The sequence below is a fragment of the Collinsella sp. LCP21S3_D3 genome (assembly GCF_052118305.1).
Taxonomy (GTDB): Bacteria; Actinomycetota; Coriobacteriia; order Coriobacteriales; family Coriobacteriaceae; genus Collinsella.
This window is the reverse complement of record NZ_JBQKHK010000009.1, coordinates 44,165-65,861: the sequence shown is the minus strand read 5'-3', so window position 1 is coordinate 65,861 and position 21,697 is coordinate 44,165. Positions and strand designations below refer to the sequence as shown.

General features: G+C 59.2%; 19 protein-coding genes. 16 read left to right on the top strand and 3 right to left on the bottom strand.

From position 1 onward, the window contains the following. Positions 1 to 1,494 (top strand): signal recognition particle protein, encoded by a 1,494-nt coding sequence (gene ffh / locus ACTQ1S_RS05830; protein ID WP_441547279.1) that lies wholly within the window; start codon positions 1 to 3, stop codon positions 1,492 to 1,494. A 116-nt stretch (positions 1,495 to 1,610) separates the two neighbouring features. On the opposite strand, the gene ACTQ1S_RS05825 is transcribed toward ffh, so the two are convergent. After that, a complete protein-coding gene (locus ACTQ1S_RS05825; RefSeq protein WP_441547278.1) occupies positions 1,611 to 2,375 on the bottom strand; it encodes a NifB/NifX family molybdenum-iron cluster-binding protein in 765 nt (254 codons plus the stop codon). Positions 2,376 to 2,591: 216 nt separating this feature from the next. Between ACTQ1S_RS05825 and thyA the strand changes: the two genes are divergently transcribed. From thyA to ACTQ1S_RS05805, 4 genes are all read left to right on the top strand, one after another. After that, positions 2,592 to 3,440 (top strand): thymidylate synthase, encoded by an 849-nt coding sequence (gene thyA / locus ACTQ1S_RS05820; protein WP_154515464.1) that lies wholly within the window; start codon positions 2,592 to 2,594, stop codon positions 3,438 to 3,440. A gap of 9 nt (positions 3,441 to 3,449) precedes the next feature. Then, positions 3,450 to 3,968 carry a dihydrofolate reductase gene (locus ACTQ1S_RS05815; RefSeq protein WP_441547277.1) on the top strand — a complete coding sequence of 173 codons (519 nt, stop codon included), beginning with the start codon at positions 3,450 to 3,452 and terminating at the stop codon, positions 3,966 to 3,968. Positions 3,969 to 4,077: 109 nt separating this feature from the next. Further along, on the top strand, positions 4,078 to 4,992 hold the full coding sequence (locus ACTQ1S_RS05810) for a TrmH family RNA methyltransferase (RefSeq protein WP_427728133.1): 915 nt from the start codon (positions 4,078 to 4,080) through the stop codon (positions 4,990 to 4,992). A 126-nt stretch (positions 4,993 to 5,118) separates the two neighbouring features. Beyond that, positions 5,119 to 6,468, top strand: coding sequence for an MATE family efflux transporter (locus tag ACTQ1S_RS05805; protein WP_441547276.1), 1,350 nt, complete (start codon positions 5,119 to 5,121; stop codon positions 6,466 to 6,468). A gap of 85 nt (positions 6,469 to 6,553) precedes the next feature. Here ACTQ1S_RS05805 and ACTQ1S_RS05800 read toward each other — a convergent pair whose 3' ends face one another. After that, positions 6,554 to 7,039: a cob(I)yrinic acid a,c-diamide adenosyltransferase gene (locus ACTQ1S_RS05800; RefSeq protein WP_441547275.1), complete on the bottom strand. Its 486-nt coding sequence runs from the start codon at positions 7,037 to 7,039 to the stop codon at positions 6,554 to 6,556. Between the two features lie 92 nt (positions 7,040 to 7,131). Between ACTQ1S_RS05800 and ftsH the strand changes: the two genes are divergently transcribed. Together ftsH and ACTQ1S_RS05790 are read left to right on the top strand one after the other, a co-directional pair. After that, a complete protein-coding gene (gene ftsH, locus ACTQ1S_RS05795) occupies positions 7,132 to 9,024 on the top strand; it encodes an ATP-dependent zinc metalloprotease FtsH (protein WP_195838531.1) in 1,893 nt (630 codons plus the stop codon). Between the two features lie 75 nt (positions 9,025 to 9,099). Then, entirely contained in the window at positions 9,100 to 9,552 is a 453-nt protein-coding gene (locus tag ACTQ1S_RS05790) for a DUF523 domain-containing protein (RefSeq protein WP_441547274.1), read from the top strand. 130 nt (positions 9,553 to 9,682) lie between these two features. On the opposite strand, the gene ACTQ1S_RS05785 is transcribed toward ACTQ1S_RS05790, so the two are convergent. After that, positions 9,683 to 10,771 carry an iron-containing alcohol dehydrogenase family protein gene (locus ACTQ1S_RS05785; protein ID WP_154515482.1) on the bottom strand — a complete coding sequence of 363 codons (1,089 nt, stop codon included), beginning with the start codon at positions 10,769 to 10,771 and terminating at the stop codon, positions 9,683 to 9,685. Positions 10,772 to 11,281: 510 nt separating this feature from the next. Here ACTQ1S_RS05785 and ileS point away from each other — a divergent pair. From ileS to ACTQ1S_RS05740, 9 genes are all read left to right on the top strand, one after another. Continuing rightward, a complete protein-coding gene (gene ileS, locus ACTQ1S_RS05780; protein ID WP_427794734.1) occupies positions 11,282 to 14,059 on the top strand; it encodes an isoleucine--tRNA ligase in 2,778 nt (925 codons plus the stop codon). 469 nt (positions 14,060 to 14,528) lie between these two features. Then, on the top strand, positions 14,529 to 15,056 hold the full coding sequence (gene lspA / locus ACTQ1S_RS05775) for a signal peptidase II (RefSeq protein ID WP_441547273.1): 528 nt from the start codon (positions 14,529 to 14,531) through the stop codon (positions 15,054 to 15,056). Continuing rightward, positions 15,056 to 16,069, top strand: coding sequence for an RluA family pseudouridine synthase (locus tag ACTQ1S_RS05770; RefSeq protein WP_441016312.1), 1,014 nt, complete (start codon positions 15,056 to 15,058; stop codon positions 16,067 to 16,069). The genes lspA and ACTQ1S_RS05770 overlap by 1 nt, the downstream gene beginning before the upstream one ends. Positions 16,070 to 16,151: 82 nt before the next feature. Beyond that, positions 16,152 to 17,447, top strand: coding sequence for a glycosyltransferase family 2 protein (locus ACTQ1S_RS05765; RefSeq protein WP_154515488.1), 1,296 nt, complete (start codon positions 16,152 to 16,154; stop codon positions 17,445 to 17,447). A 77-nt stretch (positions 17,448 to 17,524) separates the two neighbouring features. Further along, positions 17,525 to 17,947 carry a prepilin peptidase gene (locus tag ACTQ1S_RS05760; RefSeq protein ID WP_441547272.1) on the top strand — a complete coding sequence of 141 codons (423 nt, stop codon included), beginning with the start codon at positions 17,525 to 17,527 and terminating at the stop codon, positions 17,945 to 17,947. A gap of 31 nt (positions 17,948 to 17,978) precedes the next feature. Next, on the top strand, positions 17,979 to 19,226 hold the full coding sequence (locus tag ACTQ1S_RS05755; protein ID WP_441547271.1) for a deoxyguanosinetriphosphate triphosphohydrolase family protein: 1,248 nt from the start codon (positions 17,979 to 17,981) through the stop codon (positions 19,224 to 19,226). Positions 19,227 to 19,286: 60 nt separating this feature from the next. Next, entirely contained in the window at positions 19,287 to 20,636 is a 1,350-nt protein-coding gene (locus ACTQ1S_RS05750; RefSeq protein WP_441547270.1) for a replication-associated recombination protein A, read from the top strand. 100 nt (positions 20,637 to 20,736) lie between these two features. After that, complete coding sequence (locus ACTQ1S_RS05745; protein WP_441547269.1) at positions 20,737 to 21,327, top strand: hypothetical protein; 591 nt, start codon at positions 20,737 to 20,739, stop codon at positions 21,325 to 21,327. Then, positions 21,320 to 21,697: an ATP-binding protein gene (locus tag ACTQ1S_RS05740; protein WP_154515503.1), complete on the top strand. Its 378-nt coding sequence runs from the start codon at positions 21,320 to 21,322 to the stop codon at positions 21,695 to 21,697. The genes ACTQ1S_RS05745 and ACTQ1S_RS05740 overlap by 8 nt, the downstream gene beginning before the upstream one ends.

Here is a 21,697-nt window from a genome sequence, read left to right as displayed (position 1 = left end):
GTGTTTGATTCTCTGAGCGATCGCCTCAACGACACATTTGACCGCCTGCGCGGCAAGGGCAAGCTGACCGAGGCCGATATCACCTCGGCCATGCGCGACATTCGCATGGCGCTGCTCGAGGCCGACGTCAACTTTAAGGTTGTCAAGGAGTTTGTCGCCAAGACCAAGGAGCGCTGCATGACCGCCGAGGTCATGGAATCGCTGACGCCGGCGCAAAACGTCGTCAAGATCGTGCTCGACGAGCTCACCGAGATGCTCGGCTCCACCGAGAGCAAGCTCGTCTTTAGCAACCGCATTCCCAACGTCATTATGCTCGTGGGCCTGCAGGGCTCCGGTAAGACCACGGCGGCTGTAAAGCTGGCATACCTGCTCAAGAAGCAGGGCCGCTCGCCGCTGCTCGCCGCGTGCGACGTCTACCGTCCCGCCGCTGCCGACCAGCTGGCCACGCTTGGTGGAGAGATCGGCGTGCCGGTCTTCCGCGGTGACGGCGAGCACCCGGTCGATATTGCCAAGGGCGCCATCCAGGAGGCCGTCGACCACCTGCGCGATGTGGTCATCGTCGATACCGCCGGTCGTCTGCAGATCGACGAGCAGATGATGCAGGAGGCCGTGGACATCAAGAAGGCCGTCAAGCCCGATCAGGTGCTGATGGTCGTCGATGCCATGACCGGCCAGGATATCGTCAACGTTGTCTCGACCTTCGCCGAGCGCACCGACTTTGACGGCGTGATCATCTCCAAGCTCGACGGCGACGCCCGTGGCGGCGGCGCGCTTTCGGTGCGCCAGGTGACCGGCAAGCCCATCAAGTTCGTGAGCATGGGCGAGAAGCCCGATTCGCTGGAGCCGTTCTATCCCGATCGCATGGCCAAGCGCATCTTGGGCATGGGCGACGTCGTCGGCATTATCGAGAAAGCCCAGGAGGCAGCCGATGCCGAGCAGCTCGAGGCTGCCGAGCGCATGCTGCGCGAGGGCTTTACCATGAACGACATGCTCGACCAGATGAAGGCCGTCAAGAAGATGGGCGGTATGAAGGGCATTCTGGGCATGCTTCCTGGCGGCCAGCGTGCGCTCAACCAGATGGGCGACAACCTGGATGAGGGCATCTTCGACAAGAACGAGGCCATCATCATGTCGATGACCAAGGAGGAGCGCCTGCGTCCTTCCATCATCAACGGCCAGCGTCGCGCCCGCATCGCCAAGGGTGCCGGCGTGACCCCCACCGAGGTCAATAGCCTTATGAAGCAGTGGGGCGAGATGAACAAGATGATGGGCCGCATGCGCTCGATGGCCAACCAGGCGCAAGCCGGCGGCAAGAAGGGCAAGAAGGGTAAAAAAGGCAAAAAGATGCGCATGCCCAATATTCCCGGTCTGGATGCCATGGGTCTGGGCGGCATGGGCGGCCTGGGTGGCCTGGGTGGCATGGGAACAGGTGGTCCCAAGTCCGATATGGACCTGCTGCGCCAGATGGAAGCGCAGATGCGTAATAAAAAGTAACGACTGGTTGAGTCGAGTATGGCGAAGGCCGCCTGGATGGTACTCCAGGCGGCCTTCGCCGTTCGTTCGCAGGTTTTCTCACGCGCGGAAGCGTGTTGGCGTTGAGGTGCTTGCCACTAGTGGCAGCCGCAGCCCTCGTGCCCATCATGGTCGTGGTGGCCGTGGCAGCCGCAGGACTCGCCATGCTCGTGGGCGTGCTCGTGGTCGTGGCCATGGCAGTCGCAGGTAGCCTCGCCGGTCTGCGCGAGCGTGCCGGCAATGAGGGCCTCGACGCAGGCGTCGCAGCTGCCCTGGGCGCCCGCATAGACCGTGATGCCTGCCTGGGTGAGCGCGTTGATGGCGCCGCCGCCGATACCGCCGCAGATGAGCGTATCGACGCCACCGTTGGCGAGCAGACCCGCTAGGGCGCCGTGACCAGTGCCGCCGGTGCCTACGACCTGCTCGTTGAGCACCTTGCCATCCTGGATGTCATAGATTTTGAACTGCTCACTGCGGCCAAAGTGCATAAAGATGTTGCCGTTGTCGTACGTCGTTGCCACCCTCATGGTGCCGACCTCCTTTGCTGGCCATATGGCCGTCGTCGTAGGTGTAGGGGAGTATGCGATATTGCCGCCCTCGATACTAAGTGCTCGCCCGTTGACCAGCGCGTTTGCCACCTTGCGATGCGCGCGGCTGCAGATGGCCGCCACGGTGGCACGGGCGATGCCCATTTGCTGGGCGACGGCCTCCTGATTGAGGCCTTCCAGGTCGCAAAGCCGTAGGACTTCGAGCTCATCGACCGTCATGTCGATGGCGTCTCCGCTGGCAAGGCCGTCAGGGGTAAAGCCGCGATATTCGGGAATGATCCCAACACGGCGCAATTTTTCGCGTCTTCCAGCCATACGCTCTCCAAATCTGACATATGTCAACAATAGGATAGCGCGTATGCGAAACCGTTCAAGCTATTTTTGGCATATGTCAAAAAAGCTAAAGGTGCAGCATTTGCGAATGCGGCGCCGTACTGCCGTGCATTGCGTGTGCCGCCCCAAGTGTGCAATTCGATGCTGCGCGCCTGGGCTACAATAAAAATCGCTTATAGGCGACTGACAGGAGGGTCAATGAGCAAAGCTGATCAACAGTTTGTAGCCATGTGCCGCGATATTCTGGACCATGGCACCACTACCGAGGGCCAAAAGGTTCGTCCGGTGTGGGAGGACGGCACCCCTGCCTATACTATTAAAAACTTTGGTGTCACGGCACGCTACGACCTGCGTGAGGAGTTTCCGGCGCTTACCCTGCGTCGTACGGCCCTCAAATCTGCCATGGACGAGATTCTATGGATCTATCAAAAGAAGTCCAATAACGTGCATGACCTCAACAGCCATATTTGGGATGAGTGGGCCGACGAGACCGGCTCTATCGGCAAGGCCTATGGGTATCAGATTGGGCAGAAGAGCCATTATGCCGAGGGTGACTTTGACCAGATGGACCGCGTGCTGTACGACCTTAAGCACACGCCGTACAGCCGTCGCATCATGACCAATACGTATGTGTTTAGCGACCTGTCCGAGATGCACCTGTATCCGTGCGCCTACAGCGTGACCTATAACGTCACGCAGCGCCCGCAGGACGATAAGCCAACACTCAACATGATTCTCAACCAGCGCAGCCAGGACATTTTGGCCGCGAACAACTGGAATGTGTGCCAGTATGCCATTTTGCTGATGATGGTCGCGCAGTCGGTCGATATGATCGCTGGCGAGTTGCTGCATGTGATCGCCGATGCCCATATTTACGACCGTCATGTCGATATCGTCCGCGAGCTTATCGAGCGTCCGCAGTTTGCGGCTCCTAAGGTAACGCTCAACCCCGATGTGCATGATTTCTACGCGTTTACGACTGATGATCTGATCGTTGAGGGCTATGAGCACGGCCCGCAGGTCAAGAACATCCCCATTGCGGTGTAGGTGACGCGCATGACGTGTAAGCTTTCTGCCATTGTCGCCGTGTGCGATGACTGGGGCATTGGGTGCGAGGGTGACATGGTCGTGTCCAACCGTGCCGACATGCGCCATTTTGTGGCGTGCACCAAGGGTTGTCCGGTCATTATGGGACGCAAGACCCTGCTGAGTTTTCCCGGCGGGCGTCCGCTTAAGAACCGTCGCAACATTGTGCTCACACGCGACGAGGGCTTTGCCCCCGAGGGCGTCGACGTGGTGCATAGTATCGACGAGGCCTTGGCCGCCGTGGTCGATGAACCTGTTGCGTGGGTGATCGGTGGCGGCGAGGTGTATCGGCAGTTTTTGCCGTACTGCGTGGAGGCCGAGGTCACGCATAACCATTGCGTACATGACGTGGATACGTACTTTCCCGACTTGGACGCCGATTCCGCGTGGGAAGTTGCGCGGCGCGACGGGGTTGCCACGATTGCCGCGGGCGAGGGTGACGAAGGCCTCGATTATGAGTTCGTGACATATCGTCGTGTTGATGCTTAAATCGTCTGGCGTGAACGGTATCACCGGGTTGATTGAATGCATGGGGCGGCGCTTAGCGTCGCCTCGTTTGGTATAGATGTGCTGTAAAGAAGGGTACGGGCTGGCTGCTATGACTGATGCCGTTGAGGTGCTGCGAATCGATTCCCTTAATGATGAGCGGCTCGACGCCTACGTGCGACTGACGGAGCGCGAGCTGCGCTGCGTGCTGGAGCCGCAAAAGGGCATCTTTATCGCCGAGAGCGCCAAGGTCATCGAGCGCGCGGTGCGTGCCGGATACGAGCCGGTGAGCTTTCTTTTGGGTGAGCGCTGGCTCGATCAGATGATGCCGCTGTTCGAGCGTCTGGTTGTACGCGAGGGCGCAGGTCCGGTTCCTGTGTTCGTGGCCTCCATGGAGCTCATGGAGCAGTTGACGGGCTTTAACGTGACGCGCGGTGCGCTCGCGGCGTTCCGTCGCCCGCGTCAGATTCCGGTTGATGAGTTCTTGGACGGCGTCGTCGAGGTGGCGGGTGAGCGCCCGGTGCGCGTGTGCGTGCTCGAGGGTATTGTCGACCATACTAATGTGGGTGCGATTTTCCGCTCGGCGGCAGCGTTGAATGTCGATGGCATTTTGGTAAGCCCCACTTGCTGTGACCCGCTGTACCGCCGCTCGGCCCGCGTGAGCATGGGCACGGTGTTCCAGGTGCCCTGGACGCGCATTGGCAGCGAGGCGCGCGTATGGCCGCATGATGGGCTGGCGGCGCTGCACGATGCCGGCTTTTCGTGTGCCGCCATGGCATTGACGGATGATTCGGTGTCGTTGGACGATCCCGCGTTGCGGGAGATTGACCGGTTGGCGATCTTTATGGGCACCGAGGGCGCCGGCCTGGGCGCCAAGACCATCGCGGGCTGTGACCGGGCTGTGCGTATTCCGATGGCGCACGGGGTCGATTCGCTCAACGTGGCCGCGGCGAGTGCTGTCGCTTTTTGGCAGTTGTGTCCGCACGTGAGCAACGAGTATCACTACCAGCCGGGACTGTATCACTAGGCAGATATTTTGCACCGGGCTCTGAGTCCGGGTGTTTCGGTTGACGCCGGTCGGTGCTAAGCTGGTGTCGGCTTTGGTCATAAAATTGACGTTTTGTTGTTTGACGTGCGCTGGTGGGGAGGGCGTGTGGCTAAGAAATCTACGGCTATCGATGTAACACAGGGTGTTATTTGGCAGCAGTTGCTTTCGCTGTGCGTTCCCATCTTTTTTAGTTCGTTCTTTCAGCAGGCCTACACGCTTATCGGTACCTATATCGTCGGTCAGTTTGGCGGCAAGCTCGCGCTGGGTGGCATCCAGGCCACGATGGTGCTCACGGAGCTCTGCATCGGTTTTTGCGTCGGTGTTGGCGCCGGCTGTGCTGTTATTACGGGTCAGTATTTTGGCCAGCACGATGATGAGCGACTGAGTCGTTCGGTCCATACGGCCATGACGCTCGCTCTGGTGGGCGGTATCGTCGTCTCGATTCTGGGCATAGTGTTCGTTGAGCCCATGCTGGTGCTTATGAATACGCCGCATGAACTATTGGCCGAGGGTGCGGCCTATGCTCGTTGCTATTTTGCCGCCATGGTTGCGGCGCTGCTGCTCAATATGGGAACGGCACTGCTGCGTGCCGTGGGCGACACGCGTGGACCTGCCGTGATCATCGCTTCCGGCTGCCTCGTTAATGTGGTGCTGGATATCATATTTGTTGCCGTGCTGCATATGGAGGCTCTGGGCTGCGGCATCGCGGTGGCGCTGACCATTTGCTCCAACGCCACGATGATCGTGATTCGCATGATGCACGCACCGGGTGCGTGGCGGCTTTCACTCTCCAAACTCGGCATTGATCCTGGTGTTTGCAAGAGCATGATCTCGTGTGGTCTGCCGCTTGGCTTTCAGTCTGCTGCGTATTCGATTTCCAACGTTTTGATTCAGGTGTCGGTCAACTCGTTTGGTGCCGATGTCACCACGGCTTGGGGTCTTTCGGGCCGCTTAGATGGCATTGTCTGGATGGTTACCGAGGCGCTTGGCGTGTCGATCACCACGTTCTCGGCACAGAACTTTGGCGCGCGCAACTACGAGCGCATGCGCAAGGGCTACCATACGTCGCTCGTGCTGTCGTTTATGCTCATTGGTGGCCTGTCTGCCGTGCTGCTGGTGTTCTCGGGTCCTCTGTCGCGTCTGTTTGTCGACGATGCTTCGATCTCGGCCTACACCACGACCATCATCCATTTTATTGCGCCGTTCTATGCGATTTTCTCGATTATCGAAAACGCGTCGGGCTCCATTCGCGGTGCCGGCGTGAGCTTGCAGCCCATGATTCTCACGATTTTCGGCACCGTCGTGCTCAGGGTGATCTGGGTGTTTGCGATCATGCCTTTCGATCCATCGCTTGAGCTCCTGCTGCTGGTTTACCCCGTAACCTGGCTCATCACGGCCACGATGTTCACTATCTACCACCACAGCGGCAACTGGCTAGGCCGCGCTACTGCCTAATGATCCGTATGAGACAGAGGAAAACGGATCATTGCTCTCCGTGGTGATGTCGATGATTCGTTTTCCTCCGTCCCCTTTGGATCAATTAGTATTCGATGCCTTGGCGGGCTAGGAGGCCTTCGTCGAAGTAGTGTTTGACGGGGCGCATTTCGGTTACGAGGTCGGCAAGGTCGGCGAGGGGCAGCAAGCCGCGGCCAGTGAGCACGAGCTCCGTGGTGGTTGGTTTCATCGCGATCAACGCTTCGACATCTTCGCGCGTCACAAAGCCCCGTCTCATGGCTTCTCCCAGCTCATCCAAGATCAGCACGTCGACTTGGCTAATCTGCTCGCGCGCCAGCTTCATGATCTGTGCGGCACAGGCTTCGGGCGTGTCGCGGTCGGCTTGTACGATGCAAAGCCCCAATCGAGGAGCTGCGTCATGTTCGGCGCAGTGCAGCTTCTTGGCAAACTGAAGCATGAGCACGTTAAGTCCATAGCCCGTGGCGCGCAGCGCGAGCCCCAGCGCAGCCGTCGTCTTGCCCTTGCCGTCGCCCGTATAGATTTGAACCTTGCCGACTTCCAGTGATGCCATCTCTGTCCTTTCGTGCCCGGTGTCGGTTTATCGCCGGCCGGGTTGGGTATTCTAGTTAGCATTATCAACCCCAGTAGATGGAGTTCAAGCAGATGGAGATGGATGACAACAAACGTAGACGGAATATGATCCTCTACGTGCTCATCGCCTTCGTCGTCTACCTCGTGCTCTCGACCGTTCTGTTCCCCAACATCGGTCACACGCAGCAGATTACGAAGACCGATTACTCGACGTTTGTCAAAGCGCTCGACAAGAAGAGCGTCGATAAGGTCGAGTACAACACGGACGATTACTCGATTTATTACACTAAGAAGGGTGAGGACGAGAACATCGCCTACAAGACGACCGGTGTGCCGAATGATGCGGGCTTTACCGATCGCGTGCTTGAATCTGGCGCCTCGCTTGAGTCGGTCGTTCCCGATAAGAACTCGGGTCTGATGACTTACTACCTGCTCACCCTCATTCTTCCCATGGCGATTTTCTTCCTGATCGGCTGGTGGCTCAACCGCCGCATGAAGAAGGCCATGGGTGATGACGGCCCGTCGATGAACTTTGGCGGCGGCGGTTTTGGCGGCGGTGGACTGGGCAAGTCCGGCGCGCGCGTGATTGCCTCCAAGGATGTGGGAGTGACCTTTAAGGATGTCGCTGGCCAGGAAGAGGCCAAGGAGTCCCTCAAGGAGGTCGTCGACTTTCTGGAGAAGCCGCAGCGCTACGAGGAGATTGGCGCCAAGCTGCCGCGCGGTGCCCTCCTTGTCGGCCCTCCGGGTACCGGTAAAACCCTGCTTGCCAAGGCTGTGGCCGGCGAGGCTGGTGTGCCGTTCTTTAGTATCTCGGGCTCTGAGTTTGTTGAGATGTTCGTCGGCCGCGGCGCCGCCAAGGTTCGCGATCTGTTTAAACAGGCCAAGGAAAAGGCCCCGTGCATCGTCTTTATCGATGAGATCGATACCATCGGCAAGAAGCGCGACGGCGGCGGCTTCAGTGGCAACGACGAGCGCGAGCAGACGCTCAACCAGCTGCTGACCGAGATGGACGGCTTCGATAACCACAAGGGTATCGTCGTCCTCGCTGCAACCAACCGTCCCGACAGCCTTGACCCGGCCCTGTTGCGCCCCGGTCGTTTTGATCGCCGCATCCCCGTTGAGCTGCCCGACCTGACCGGCCGTAAGAACATTCTTGAGCTGCACGCCAAGAGCGTGAAGACGCAGCCGCCGATCGACCTGACCGCGATTGCCCGCGCCACGCCCGGTGCCTCGGGCGCCGACCTGGCCAACATTATCAACGAGGGCGCCCTGCGAGCCGTCCGCGAGGGTCGCAAGCGCGCCACGCAGGACGACTTTGAGGAGTCGGTTGAGGTCGTCATCGCCGGTCAGCAGCGCAAGTCCACGGTGCTGTCCGACCACGAGAAGCAGGTCGTTTCTTATCACGAGATCGGCCATGCCATCGTTGCCGCTCGCCAGAAGGGCTCTGCGCCGGTCACAAAGATCACCATCGTGCCGCGCACGAGCGGTGCTCTGGGCTACACCATGCAGGTCGAGGAGGACGAGCGCTTCCTGACCACGCGCCAGGAGATCCTGGACAAGCTCGCCGTCTATTGCGGTGGCCGTGCAGCCGAGGAGCTCATCTTTGGCGAGATGACGACCGGCGCCGCCAACGATATCGAGCAGGCCACCAAGCTCGCCCGTAACATGGTGACGCGTTTTGGTATGTCCGATGAGTTTGGCATGATGGCGCTCGGTACCGTGCAGAACGCGTACCTTAACCAGGATACGTCGCTCACCTGCGCCCCCGGTACGGCCGAGCGCGTGGACGCGATTGTCGCCAAGCTGATCGAGGATGCGCACGACCGCGCCCTGCAGATCCTGAAGGAGAACAAGTTTAAGCTCCACGAGCTGGCTCGTTATCTGTACAAGAAGGAGACGATTACGGGCGAGGAGTTTATGAATCTCCTCACGCGTGAGAATCCGCTGATGCCAAAGCAGCAGTAATACTAGTTGCGCAGTGCTTTCGCCCCATTTGAGTGTCCATCTCAAATGGGGCGTTTTGCTTGGGAAGGGTTGTATATGAAGATCGTGGTAAGTGCCTGCTTGATGGGCGAGAGCTGCAAGTATAACGGGCTCGATAATTACTATCGCGAGCTGGTCGAGGCTTGCGAGCGCACGGGAACCGAGGTGCTCCTCGTGTGCCCTGAGGTTTTTGGCGGCCTGCCTACACCGCGCAAGCCGTCCGAAATTGTGAACGGCGAAGTCCGTACCTGCGAGGGCGCCTCGGTCGATCGTGAGTTTCGCCTGGGTGCCGAGCGCGCACTCGACATGTGTGAGCAGACGGGCGGGCCGTCCGAGATCGTTGCGTGCGTCTTGCAGGACCGCAGCCCTTCGTGTGGTGTAGACCGCGTCTACGATGGCACCTTTAGCGGCACGCTCACACCGGGTAACGGCGTTTTCGTCGACCTGCTCCTGCGCCACGGGTATCGTGTGATTCCCGCAAGTGAATTTGACCCGAGCATGTTGGAATAGCAAATGAAAGGGGGCGGCCATCGAGTAGATGGTCGCCCCCTTTACTGGCAAGCTAAACAATTTCAACAGATGTTCAATGGCGTTTTCCCAGATAAAACCTGCCAAAATAAACCTGTCGCTTTTTGGTAGGTTAGGCGAGGAGCGTGTGGCCGTAGGCGTTGGCTGCCTTGATGGCGGCGGCGAACTTCTCGTCGGTGAAGGGCTCGGGGTTACCCTGCTTCCACTCGTTGGTGGCGTGCGCGTACTCGCACAGGGCAGGGATATCGGCCTCGGAAAGCCCGACCTGCTCAAGCGTCACGGGCAGGCCCATCTGCTTGTTAAAGGCCGCATAGCGCTCAAGGTTCTCGGTGTCGCCCGTGTAGGCGAACAGCACGAGCACGCCCAGGCTTACGACCTCGCCGTGCAGGTAGGTGCCCTCACGCGGAATGCTGCAAGTGGCGTTGTAGAACGCGTGTGCGACGCTCGAGTTGTAGTAGTAATCGTTCTGGTTGGTCAGGTTCGAGACATATCCCGTGTTGACCACGATGTCGAGCGCGATCTGCTTGACGGCCTCGCTCGACAGGTCCTGGCGCACGTCCTCAAGACCCTGGACGCCATAGGTAAACAGCGGCTCGGAGCAGGTGTGGGCGAGTGCCAGGCCAAGACCGGCGGTGTGCTCCAAATTTCCGGCGCTCGTGGCGTACTCGACCTCGGGCTGCTTGGACAGGGCATCGCCCACGCCGGCCCAGAAGTACTCCGCTGGCGCCTCGGCGATGATCTTGGGGTTGATGAAGATGTGCGCGGGGCGGTTGGGGTACGAATAGCCCTCGAGCGAGCCGTCGTCGTTGTAGACAACGGCAATGGCGGTCGCGGCGGAGCAGTTAGAGCAAATCGTCGGCACCGTAAAGACGATCTTCTTGAGCTCGATAGCTGCGGTCTTCACGGTGTCGAGCGCCTTGCCACCGCCGCAGGCGATAAGCACGTCAGCTTCCTGGCAGGCGGGGGAGTTTACGACCTTGGCGATATTGGCGCGTGTGCTGTTGGTGCCGTAGACGCGCGTCTCCAGAACCTCGACGCCGGTGCCTGCCAGCGCGGCTTCGATGCCGGGAAGTGCTGCAGCCAGTGCTCGCTTGCCACCGATGATTGCGACCTTGGTCGCACCGTATTCGGCCAGCGCGCCGGGCAGCTCGTCGAAGCAGTCCTCGCCGACGGTATAGTCGCTCATTCCGATCGTGCGCATAGCAACCTTCTTTCGTTCGATAAAGTACTTTCAGGTATTTTGCTCCTAGAGAAGGTCCACAGCCGTGAGAAATTTCGAACGTATAAAACCAGTGTTGAGGGTTTTTCGTCGGCGCGGAACGTGCTAGCATACTCCGCATAAGCGTTGATGGGGACGAGTAGTCGGCCGTCCGCATGCTACAGAGAGCGGGGAGCGCTGAGAACCCGTGCATGCGACCGATGAAAATCACCCCGGAGCTGCGGTCCCAACGGACGTGCCGCGCAGGCACGTCTTAGTAGATATCGCCGAGATGGTCGTCGATACAGGCCAGCCGAGTAACGGATGCGAGCGCGCGGCGACGCGGGCGAGGGCATCTAAGCTGGGTGGTTAAGCGAAGAGCTTTTACGGGCAGACTGCCTGTCTTGTGGCGCTTCGTCCCAGCTTGCAGGGACGGGCGCTTTTTTGGTGCCCAGAGGGCGTGCGCGCCCATGACAAGAAAGGGGTACCGTGGCAAACGAGTACAAGCAGACGATGAATCTGCCCAAGACCGGTTTTCCCATGCGTGCCGGTCTTTCCAAGTCCGAGCCCAAGCGACTCAAGGACTGGCAGGACAACAAGGTCTACGAGCAAGTTCTAAAGAAGAACAAGGGTCACAAGAAGTTCGTGCTGCACGACGGCCCTCCGTATGCCAACGGCCCGATCCACATCGGCCACGCCATGAACAAGATCTCTAAGGACATGATCAACCGTTACTGGATGATGCAGGGCTACGAGGTTCCCTATGTCCCCGGTTGGGACTGCCACGGTCAGCCGATTGAGCACAAGGTCGAGGAGAAGCTCGGCACCGAGAAGTTCAACCAGACCTCCACGGCTAAGATCCGCGAGCTTTGCAATAAGTTCGCTGTCGAGAACATCGAGCTGCAGAAGGCCGGCTTCCGTCGCCTGGGCGTGCTTGGCGACTGGGACAACCCGTATCTGACGCTCTATCACCAGCATGACGCCGCCGACATCGAGGTCTTCAAGGCCATGTTCGACAAGGGCATGATCTATCGCGGTCATAAGCCCGTCCACTGGTGCAAGCACTGCCACACCGCGCTGGCCGAGGCCGAGATCGAGTACTCCGACGAGACGAGCCCGTCCATCTTCGTGCGCTTTGAGATGACCACTAAGCCTGCCGGTCTCGAGAACTTCGACGGCCCGGTTGACTTCATCATCTGGACGACCACGCCGTGGACCATCCCCTCCGACCAGGCCGTTTCCCTTAAGCCCGGCGCCGCCTATGTTGCCGTTGAGCACGATGGCCGTGCCGAGGTCATGCTCGAGGACCTGGCTCCCAAGTGCTGTGAGGAGTTTGGCTGGGAGTACACCCCGGTCATGGTCGACGGTAAGCCCTATGTGGTTCCCGCTGAGACCTTCCACCACATCCACTACAAGCAGCCGATCTTTGACGGTGTCGAGGGCGTGGCACTGCTGGCCGATTACGTCGGCGTCGATGACGGTACCGGTATCGTCCACAACTCGCCCGGCCACGGCGTCGACGACTACTTCGCCTGCCTCAAGGAGGGCATCACCGATATCTGTATGCCGGTCGATGACGACGGTAAGTTCTACACCGGCGAGGAGTTTGGTACCGGTGGCCCCTTCAGCGGTATGGATACCGACGAGGCCAATCCGCACATCATCGAGTTCCTGCGCGAGCGCGGCACCCTGGTCCTCGAGAAGAAGATCACGCACAGCTATCCGCACTGCTGGCGCTGCAAGCACCCGGTGCTCTTCCGTGCTACCGACCAGTGGTTTGTCTCGATGGACAAGACCGGTTTGCGCGAGCAGGCTGGCAAAGAGATCCGCGAGAACGTCAAGTGGTATCCGGCCCACGCGGCCAACCGCATCGGTGCCATGGTCGAGCAGCGTCCCGACTGGTGCATCAGCCGTCAGCGCAACTGGGGCGTGCCTATCCCCAGCTACACCTGCGCCGACTGCGGCGAGAAGGTCATGAACGACGCCACGCTCGACGCCGTCATCAAGCTCTTCCACGAGAAGGGCTCCGACGCCTGGTTCACCGACGCTCCCGAGAGCTACCTGGGCGAGGCTTGCGTTTGCCCCAAGTGCGGCGGCCATCATCTCAAGGCCGATAAGGATATCCTCGACGTGTGGTGGGATTCCGGCGTGTCCTGGAAGGCCGTCTGCGAGTATCGCCCCGAGCTTGAGTACCCGGCGGATGTGTACCTCGAGGGCTCCGACCAGCACCGCGGTTGGTTCCAGAGCTCGTTGCTCACCTCGGTGGGTGCCAACGGCCACGCTCCGTACAAGGCGGTCGTCTCGCAGGGCTTCACGCTCGATGGCCAGGGCCGCAAGATGTCCAAGTCGCTCGGCAACGTCATCGACCCCAACAAGGTCTGCGACGAGATGGGCGCCGATATCATCCGCCTGTGGGTCGCCTCGGTCGATACCAGCTCCGACGTCTCCATCGACCACGAGATCCTTGCTCGTACGTCCGATGCCTACCGTCGTTTCCGCAACACGCTGCGCTTCCTGCTCTCCGAGCTCGAGGGTCAGTTTGAGCCCGAGACCGACGGCGTCGCCTTTGCCGACCTGCTGCCGCTCGACAAGCTCATGGTTGCCCGTCTGACCCAGGTCCAGGCCGAGGTCGACGACGCCTACGCCAGCTACGAGTTCCCGCGCGCCTACCGTGCGCTCTACGACTTTGTGGTTACCGAGCTTTCCAACGTGTACCTCGACGCCCTGAAGGACCGCCTGTACTGCGACAAGCCCGGCTCGCTCGAGCGCCGCAGCGCCCAGACCGTGCTGGCCGAGCTCTTCTCGATGCTCATGCGCGACCTGCAGCCGATCCTGTCCTACACGGTCGACGAGGCCATGGCCTATGCGCCCGCCGGCTGCGTCGATCACCAGAAGTACGCCGCGCTGCTCGATTGGTACAAGTCGCCCATCACGGTCGACGAGGCCAATGAGTTCGAGGGCGTGCTCGAGGCCTCGCTCGAGCTCCGTAGCGCTGTGACCAAGGCCCTTGAGGATGCCCGCTCCGCCGGTACCTTCACCAAGAGCCAGCAGGTCCGCGTCAAGGCGGTCGTTCCCGCCGAGATGTATGCGCTGCTGACCGGCGACAAGGCCGTCGATCTGGCCGAGTTCTACATCGTCTCCGATGTTGAGCTAACCCAGGGCGAGGAGCTTTCCGTTGCTATTGAGGCCGCCGAGGGCGAGTGCTGCGACCGTTGCTGGAACTATCGCACCACCGTCGGCGAGTACAACGGTCACGCGCATATCTGCAAGCGCTGCGCGAATGCCTTGTAGTTACGCGGTTTTACCAAACCGCGTAACAGGTTGACGCTGCAAACCCGCCAGAGCGGCAATCTGCCTTTCAGCTTCGGCGGCATGACCAGAAGGTCTATGCCGCCTTGCTTCAAGGCACCATGCTCGCTCTGGCGGGTTTTCGGTGTCGGTAGTCTTTTTGGGACGGGGCTTTTTTAGCTGCCCTACCTCAAATAAGGACTTAATCTTCGAAAGCGCTGGACTGGGTAGCTAAAAAAGCCCCGTCCCAAAAAAACTGCCAAAAAGACTACCCGGTGAAGGGACAAGGGGACAGCCCCTTTGTTGCATTGGTGGATATGTCGTGCGTTCTGCGTATGGCAATATAAGATGGTTAATTGCGTTAAATGGAATTCGATTGTTTTGAGGGTAGGGGATTGATTTGGGTCGTACTGGGGATATGACGCCGCCTTTGCGTTGGCGGTTGGGTGTTGCTGGTGGGGTGGCGCTCTTTGTGTTGCTTTTTGACCAGCTGACCAAGCTTGCGGTTCGTGCCGTGGGCGATACCCTGCATATGGCTGTTATCCCCGGCGTGATCGATTTTGTGTTTGTCCGCAATATCGGAGCTGCCTTTAGCATGGGCGAGGGCCATGGCATAGCGTTTGCCGTGCTGGCGCTTGCGGCCATTGCCGCCATTGCCGTGTACTTGCTCCATGCTCCTCAGCTCGCTCGCCTAGAGGTCGTGGGTATGGCCATGGTTGCGGGCGGCGCCATCGGCAACGCGATCGATCGCCTGGCCATGGGCTTTGTGACTGATTTTATTGCCACTACCTTCATTGATTTCCCCGTCTTTAACGTGGCCGATATCGGCATTACCGCCGGTGTCGTGCTGGCGCTCATCGGATACATGTTCTTGAGTCCCGCCGCTCGCGAGGTCGATGCGACCGCCGAGCTCAACGCCCGTGACGAGGCCCGCGCCAAACGTAAAGCTAAGCAGCGTGGGGAGCGTGCCCGCAAGATTCGCGAAAGGAATGAGCGCTAATGGCCGACATCCATATCCTCGTTGCCGACGATTGCGCCGGTCAACGTCTCGACGCCTATCTGGGCGCCAACGATGGCTGTCCCACGCGCTCTGCCTGCGCGCATCTGATCGAGGGAGGCGCCGTTGCCGTCAACGGCGAGACCTGCCTATCTAAAAAGTATGCCGTACGCTCCGGTGACCGCATCTCGGTCGACCTGCCCGAGCCGCATGACCCGACCGACGTGATCCCCGAGGCCATCCCGCTCGACATTCGCTATGAGGACGACTATCTCATGGTGCTCTCCAAGCAGCGTGGCCTGGTGTGCCATCCTGCGCATGGTCATGAGAGCGGCACCCTTGCGAATGCCTTGGTCTATCACTGCGGCATCGACCATCTGGGTACCGTGCAGGGCGAGGACCGCCCCGGCATCGTGCATCGTCTGGATCGCGATACCTCGGGTCTTATGCTCGCGGCTAAAGACGACGACACCCAGCGCGCGCTCCAAAATCTTATTCGTACGCGCACGCTCGACCGTCGCTACATTACGCTCGTTCATGGGCACATCGCCATGGACGAGGGCACTATCAATACTGGTATCGCTCGCTCCACGCGCGACCGCGTGAAGATGGCGGTTTCCGATGACCCCTTTGCGCGCCAGGCCATCACGACCTTTAAGGTCCTTGAGCGCTTTGATTCCACGCGTTTCGACGACGGCTACACGCTTGTCGAGTGTCACCTGTTTACCGGCCGCACGCATCAGATTCGCGTTCACATGCGCCATATCAACCACGCCTGCGTGGGCGATCCGCTCTATGGCAAGTGCGATGCTCGTGCCGATCAGGGTTTGACCAGGCAGTTCCTGCATTCCTGGCGTGTGGCGTTCGATCATCCCGTGACGGGGGAGCACATCGAGTGCCGTGACGAGCTGCCATGGGATCTTGCGGCGGTTCTGGATGATCTGGCCCCGCGTTCGCTCGGTCGCACTGCCGCTGGCAACGAAATCGTCCCTCAGCTCGGTCTGCTCGAGGCCTAGCCAGTATTAGGTGGTTTCTTGAACTCCGTAAGCCTGCGGTAAGATATACGGTTGTTTACGTCACGCGTTCCTGGGAGCCTGCATGCTCGCCTTTTTACAAACCAACACACCCATCGTGATCTTCAACCAGATTGTCGTCACGCTGCTTACGGTCTGCTTTCTGTACCAGGTGGTCTTCTTTGTCATCGGTGCTCTCCGTGGTGAGGTCGCGCCTCCCAAGGCCAAGAAGCTCCATCGTTATGCCTTCTTTATCGCGGCGCATAACGAGGAGGCCGTGATCGCCAACCTCGTGCGCTCCATTAAGGACCAAGATTATCCGTCCGAGCTTATCGAGGTCTTCGTGGTCGCCGATGCCTGCACCGACAACACGGCACAGCTCGCGCGCGAGGCGGGCGCCGTCGTCTATGAGCGCAATGACTTGGCCCGTAAAGGCAAGAGCTGGGTCATGGACTATGGCTTCGACCGCATCCTTAACGAGTATCCCGATACGTTTGAAGGCTACTTTATCTTCGATGCCGATAACGTTATCGCCCGCGATTACGTGTCCAAGATGAACGATGCTTTTGACCAGGGCTTCCATGTTGTTACGAGCTATCGCAATTCCAAGAACTTTGGCAGCTCGTGGATCTCGGCAGCTAATGCCACGTGGTATCTGCGCGAGGCGCGCTTTCTCAACAACGCGCGCAACATCTGTAAGACGTCTTGCGCCGTTTCGGGTTCGGGCTACCTCATCTCCGCCAGCGTTATCGAGGGTATGCACGGCTGGCAGTTCCACACGCTGACCGAGGATATTCAGTTCACCACGTTCTGTGCCATTCACGGCATTCGCATTGGCTATGCGCCGGCGGAGTTCTTTGACGAACAGCCCGTGACGTTTAAGGCATCCTGGAAACAGCGTATGCGTTGGACCAAGGGCTTCTACCAGGTGTTCTTTACGTACGGTAAGCACCTGGTCAAATCGACCTTCCGCTATCATCGCTTTGCCGCCTACGACATGTTTATGACGATCGCACCGGGCATGCTGCTCTCTCTGATCTCGATGCTCGCTAATGCGACGTTCCTCATCGTGGGCGGTCTTTCGCACGGTTTCTTGGCTACCGAAGTCGAGATGCAGGCGTGTGCCGCTTCGCTCATTATGACCTTCGCTATGATGTATCAGACTTTCTTTATCCTGGCGCTGCTCACGACTATCTTTGAATACAAGCATATTCACTGCGCGCAAAAGTGGCGTCTGGTAACCAACCTGTTTACCTTCCCGATCTTTATGTTCAGCTATATCCCCATTACGGTGGCAGCGCTGTTCTTGAAGGTCGACTGGGTGCCGACGCAGCACGCCGTAAGCGTTACCCTCGACGAGGTCATGCAGGGCGCCAAATAACCACCATCAAAACCACCACAAAGGGGATAGAACCTTTGCGGTGGTTTTACGTTTGAGCGCTCAGTTGAGGGGTTTCGATGTTCTATATCCCGTTTTGGATTTGCATCTTTGCCGGCGCGGCGATTGATGCCCGCGAGCGGCGGTTTCCCAATGAGCTTGCCGGCGCGTGTGCGATGGCGGCGTTTGCAGGCGTCTGGCTCGACAAGGGCGTTAACATGGCGCTTGACCACGCCGGTCTTGCGGTCATCGTCTACCTTGCCCTTGTGCTTACTGAGTCACTCTGGCGTCGCCTTCGCCATGCCCCTGGCATTGGCATGGGGGATGCCAAGGCGCTCTTTGCCCTTTGCACCTTCGATCCCCTGGGCGGCGTCGTCGCGTTTGCGGTTGCGCTCCTGACCCTTGCCGCTGCCTGTCTCATCGTAAAATCGCGCTCGCTGCCTTTGCTGCCGTTTTTGGTGCCAATATTTGCCATAATCGAGTTCGTGGGTAGTACGCTGTAACCGTTTGCGCGCCCTTTTTAAGGAGCATGCCATGGCAATCAATCAACAGACAGCCGCCATCAAGGCGCGCCTGGATCGCATTCCCGCGGCGTTGTCGCCCGAGCTGGTCGAGCGCATTGCCGCCGACCGCGCCTCGGGTGTCGTTAATCCCTATCGATGCGGTGACGACCAGGCCATCCGCCGTGTCGATCGGTCCGCAGACGAGGGCACGCTTATGCGTCCGGCCTTTATGCGCGATATCGAAAAGATTCTGCATCTGCCAGCATACACACGTTATGCAGGCAAAACGCAGGTCTTCAGTTTTCGCAGCAACGATGATCTGTCGCGCCGCGGCCTGCACGTGCAGCTTGTCTCGCGCATCGCTCGCGATATCGGGCGTGCTCTGGGGCTCAACTGCGATCTGATCGAGGCGATTGGCTTAGGCCACGACTTGGGCCACACGCCCTTTGGCCATGCCGGTGAGCGTTTCCTCAACGATATCTATCACGAGCGCACGGGTCGCTATTTTTTCCATAATGTGCAGTCGGTCCGCGTGCTCGACGCGCTGTACGGCCGCAACGTGTCGCTCCAGACGCTCGATGGCGTACTGTGCCACAACGGCGAGTACGAACAGCGTGTTTTTGAGCTTTCGGACATGGGTTCCTTTAACCAGTTCGACCGAACCGTCGAGGAATGCATTGCCACGGGTTATAGCGCAATTGAGCACCTGCGCCCCATGACGCTCGAGGGCTGCGTGGTTCGCATCTCGGATATCCTTGCCTACGTTGGGCGCGATCGCCAAGACGCCATTGCGGCGGGCCTGCTGTCACCCGACGCCTTTGACGATGAGCTGGGCGGTGCATACAACAGCTGGATCCTTACGCATGCCTCTATCGATATCGTCGAGCACAGCTATGGCAAGCCGCGCATCGAGATGAGCGAGGACCTGTTTGAGGAGATCCGCCGGGCCAAGCGCGAGAACTACGAGAAGATCTATAGCAAGGGCGGCATAGAAGGCGACTCCGAAGCGGAGCTGCGCGAGGCCTTCGAAAAGCTCTATGACCGTTGCCTGCGGGACATAAACGAAGGCGACGAGTCCTCGTATATCTTTAAGCACCACATTTCTCGCATTGAGCAGCAGCTTTCCTACTACGATCGCACCTATGCATGGCAGGACGATAAGGACCAGACGGTCGTGGATTACATTGCGAGCATGACGGACGGTTATTTCTGCGAGCTCACGAGCAAGCTGTTCCCGGGATTGATGTTTCCGCACCGTACCTATATTAACGAACGGTAGTTCGTATATATTCGGTATACTGTTCGTGGAAAACGTTTTTGATTGATGCACGGGATGGCTATGGACGACCTTTTTTCTGCTTCGACGCGTGAGCGTTCCTTTCAGAATGCGCCGCTTGCGGTGCGCATGCGGCCCAATTCGCTCGACGAGTACGTGGGTCAGCAAAAGGCCGTCGGTAAGGGCTCGTGGTTGCGTGCCGCGATTGAGCATGACGTGCTGTCGAGTGTGATTCTGTATGGGCCGGCCGGTACGGGCAAGACGACGCTGGCCCACATTATCGCCAACCATACCAAGAGCGAGTTTGTCGAGGTCAGCGCCGTGACGGGCACTGTGAAGGACCTGCGCCGCGTGATTGACGAGGCCAAGACGCGCCTGAATACGTACGACCGTCGCACCATTCTTTTCATCGACGAGATTCACCGCTTCTCCAAGTCGCAGCAGGATGCCCTGCTGCATGCGGTTGAGAACCGTACCGTCATTATGATTGGCGCCACGACGGAGAATCCGTACTTCGAGGTCAACTCGGCGTTGCTCTCGCGCGGTCGCGTGGTGGAACTTGAACATTTAAAGGACGAGGATATCGCCACGCTTATCGAGCGTGCGCTCGAGGCGCCGCAGGGTTTGAACGGCAAGTTCTCGGCCGATGAGGATACGGTTAAGACCATCTGCACGCTGGCTGCGGGTGACGCTCGCTCGGCACTCACGACGCTCGAGCTTGCGAGCGAGATTGCCGTCACGCGTCCCGATACCGAGGGAATGCCAGCGCCGGCGGCGGGGGAGCGTTATCCCATTACCGTGGATGACGTAAAGATTGCCAATCCGCGCCGTGGTTTTTCGTATGACAAAAACGGCGACATGCACTACGACATCATCAGCGCGTTTATTAAGTCTATGCGCGGCAGCGACCCCGATGCCACGATCTATTGGCTCGCGCGCATGATCGATGCGGGGGAGGACCCTAAGTTTATCGCTCGCCGTATTATGATTCAGGCTTCTGAGGATGTTGGCAACGCCGATCCGCAGGCGCTATTGGTGGCGCATGCCGCGTTTAAGTCTGCCGAGGTCATCGGTTATCCCGAGTGCCGCATTAATCTGGCTCAGGCTGCACTCTATGTGTGCTTAGCGCCAAAATCCAACGCGTGTGAGGCCTCGATTGATGCGGCGTTGGCCGATATTCATTCAAGTGGGCTGCGCGAGGTGCCGAGCTATCTACGTGATCGTCATCGCCCGGGCAGTGACGAATACGGTGTGTATAAGTATCCGCATGATTATCCCGAAGGCTGGGTCGATCAACGCTATTTGCCCGAGGGGCTGGAGCGCGGTGCGTTTTGGCAGCCTGCCGGCCGCGGCTGGGAAGAGTGGCGTGTAGAGCAAAGCGAGCGCGACCGTAGCGGGAATGCACCGAAGTAGCTGCTGGTAATTTTGTCTCACGTTGCTGCTTTTGGCATGTTCGGTCACCTTTGGGGTACCATGAACAGCGTCTGTATTTCGATTCCTTCGGGAGGCTTGTATGAGTCCCATCCAAATCGCCCTGCTGCTGCTCGCCGTTGCCGGCGTGTGGGCTGTCATCGAGCTCGCGCTCACGCTGCGAAAGACCCGCACTGTCGTTGATTCGCTCGACAAGACGGTGAGCGACCTTAACAACACCATCGCCGAGGCTCAGCCCGTGGTAGCAAAGCTCGATGGCGCCGTCGATGAGCTCACCCCCGCGCTGGCGCAGGTTGAGCCGCTCCTCAAGTCGAGCAAGACCGCCGTCGACGCCCTTACCTCCAATCTCGTAGAGGTCGAAGCCGTGGTTCGCGACATTTCCGAGGTTACGGGCAGCATGGCCGAGGCCAGCAATGCCGTGTCGAGTGTGACCGACTCTGCGGCCGGTGCCGTTCAGAAACTCTTTAACAAGGTGAAGGCTCCCGCGGTCGAGGCCGAGCATAATCTTTCCGCTGCCGCCGAAGCCGAGCAGCCGACCGAGCGTGTCCTGATTGGCGAAGCCGGGGACGATGCCGCTGCTGGTGACGATGATGCACAGAAGCCTGCTGCTAAAGCAGCCCGGTATTACACCTACACGCCCGCCGAGACCTCCGAGGAGTCCTGCGATGAGTAGTGAAGCAACTTGCTCTATCACGCTGACTGTTGCCGGGGATCCGCGTCTGGCACGCCTGGTGCGCATGACGGCGGCTAATGTCGGCGCGCTGTGTTCCATGTCCGTTGATCGCATCGAGGACATTCGTATGGCTGCCGAGGAGGCCTTCATCTTTGGCTGCACGGCCGTTGATTCTGACGTTATCTCGATCAAATTCGATGTCGATGAGTCTCACGTGGGCATGACCTTCACCTTTGGCGACCAGGCGACTGTCGATGAGGATGACCAGGCCGCCGTATATGCCGAGCTCATTCTGGCAAGCGTGTGCGATTCCTACGAAAAGACTGCGGCGCCTCTGACGCTTTCCCTCGATCTCAAGGCGGATATCTAA

Coding starts and splice junctions, on each gene's coding strand:
- ACTQ1S_RS05825 (WP_441547278.1), bottom strand. CDS start 2,375: ATGGCTGGAAGACGCGAAAAATTGCGCCGTGTTGGGATCATTCCCGAA.
- thyA (WP_154515464.1), top strand. CDS start 2,592: ATGAGCAAAGCTGATCAACAGTTTGTAGCCATGTGCCGCGATATTCTG.
- ACTQ1S_RS05815 (WP_441547277.1), top strand. CDS start 3,450: ATGACGTGTAAGCTTTCTGCCATTGTCGCCGTGTGCGATGACTGGGGC.
- ACTQ1S_RS05810 (WP_427728133.1), top strand. CDS start 4,078: ATGACTGATGCCGTTGAGGTGCTGCGAATCGATTCCCTTAATGATGAG.
- ACTQ1S_RS05800 (WP_441547275.1), bottom strand. CDS start 7,039: ATGGCATCACTGGAAGTCGGCAAGGTTCAAATCTATACGGGCGACGGC.
- ftsH (WP_195838531.1), top strand. CDS start 7,132: ATGGAGATGGATGACAACAAACGTAGACGGAATATGATCCTCTACGTG.
- ACTQ1S_RS05790 (WP_441547274.1), top strand. CDS start 9,100: ATGAAGATCGTGGTAAGTGCCTGCTTGATGGGCGAGAGCTGCAAGTAT.
- ACTQ1S_RS05785 (WP_154515482.1), bottom strand. CDS start 10,771: ATGCGCACGATCGGAATGAGCGACTATACCGTCGGCGAGGACTGCTTC.
- ileS (WP_427794734.1), top strand. CDS start 11,282: ATGAATCTGCCCAAGACCGGTTTTCCCATGCGTGCCGGTCTTTCCAAG.
- ACTQ1S_RS05770 (WP_441016312.1), top strand. CDS start 15,056: ATGGCCGACATCCATATCCTCGTTGCCGACGATTGCGCCGGTCAACGT.
- ACTQ1S_RS05765 (WP_154515488.1), top strand. CDS start 16,152: ATGCTCGCCTTTTTACAAACCAACACACCCATCGTGATCTTCAACCAG.
- ACTQ1S_RS05760 (WP_441547272.1), top strand. CDS start 17,525: ATGTTCTATATCCCGTTTTGGATTTGCATCTTTGCCGGCGCGGCGATT.
- ACTQ1S_RS05755 (WP_441547271.1), top strand. CDS start 17,979: ATGGCAATCAATCAACAGACAGCCGCCATCAAGGCGCGCCTGGATCGC.
- ACTQ1S_RS05750 (WP_441547270.1), top strand. CDS start 19,287: ATGGACGACCTTTTTTCTGCTTCGACGCGTGAGCGTTCCTTTCAGAAT.
- ACTQ1S_RS05745 (WP_441547269.1), top strand. CDS start 20,737: ATGAGTCCCATCCAAATCGCCCTGCTGCTGCTCGCCGTTGCCGGCGTG.
- ACTQ1S_RS05740 (WP_154515503.1), top strand. CDS start 21,320: ATGAGTAGTGAAGCAACTTGCTCTATCACGCTGACTGTTGCCGGGGAT.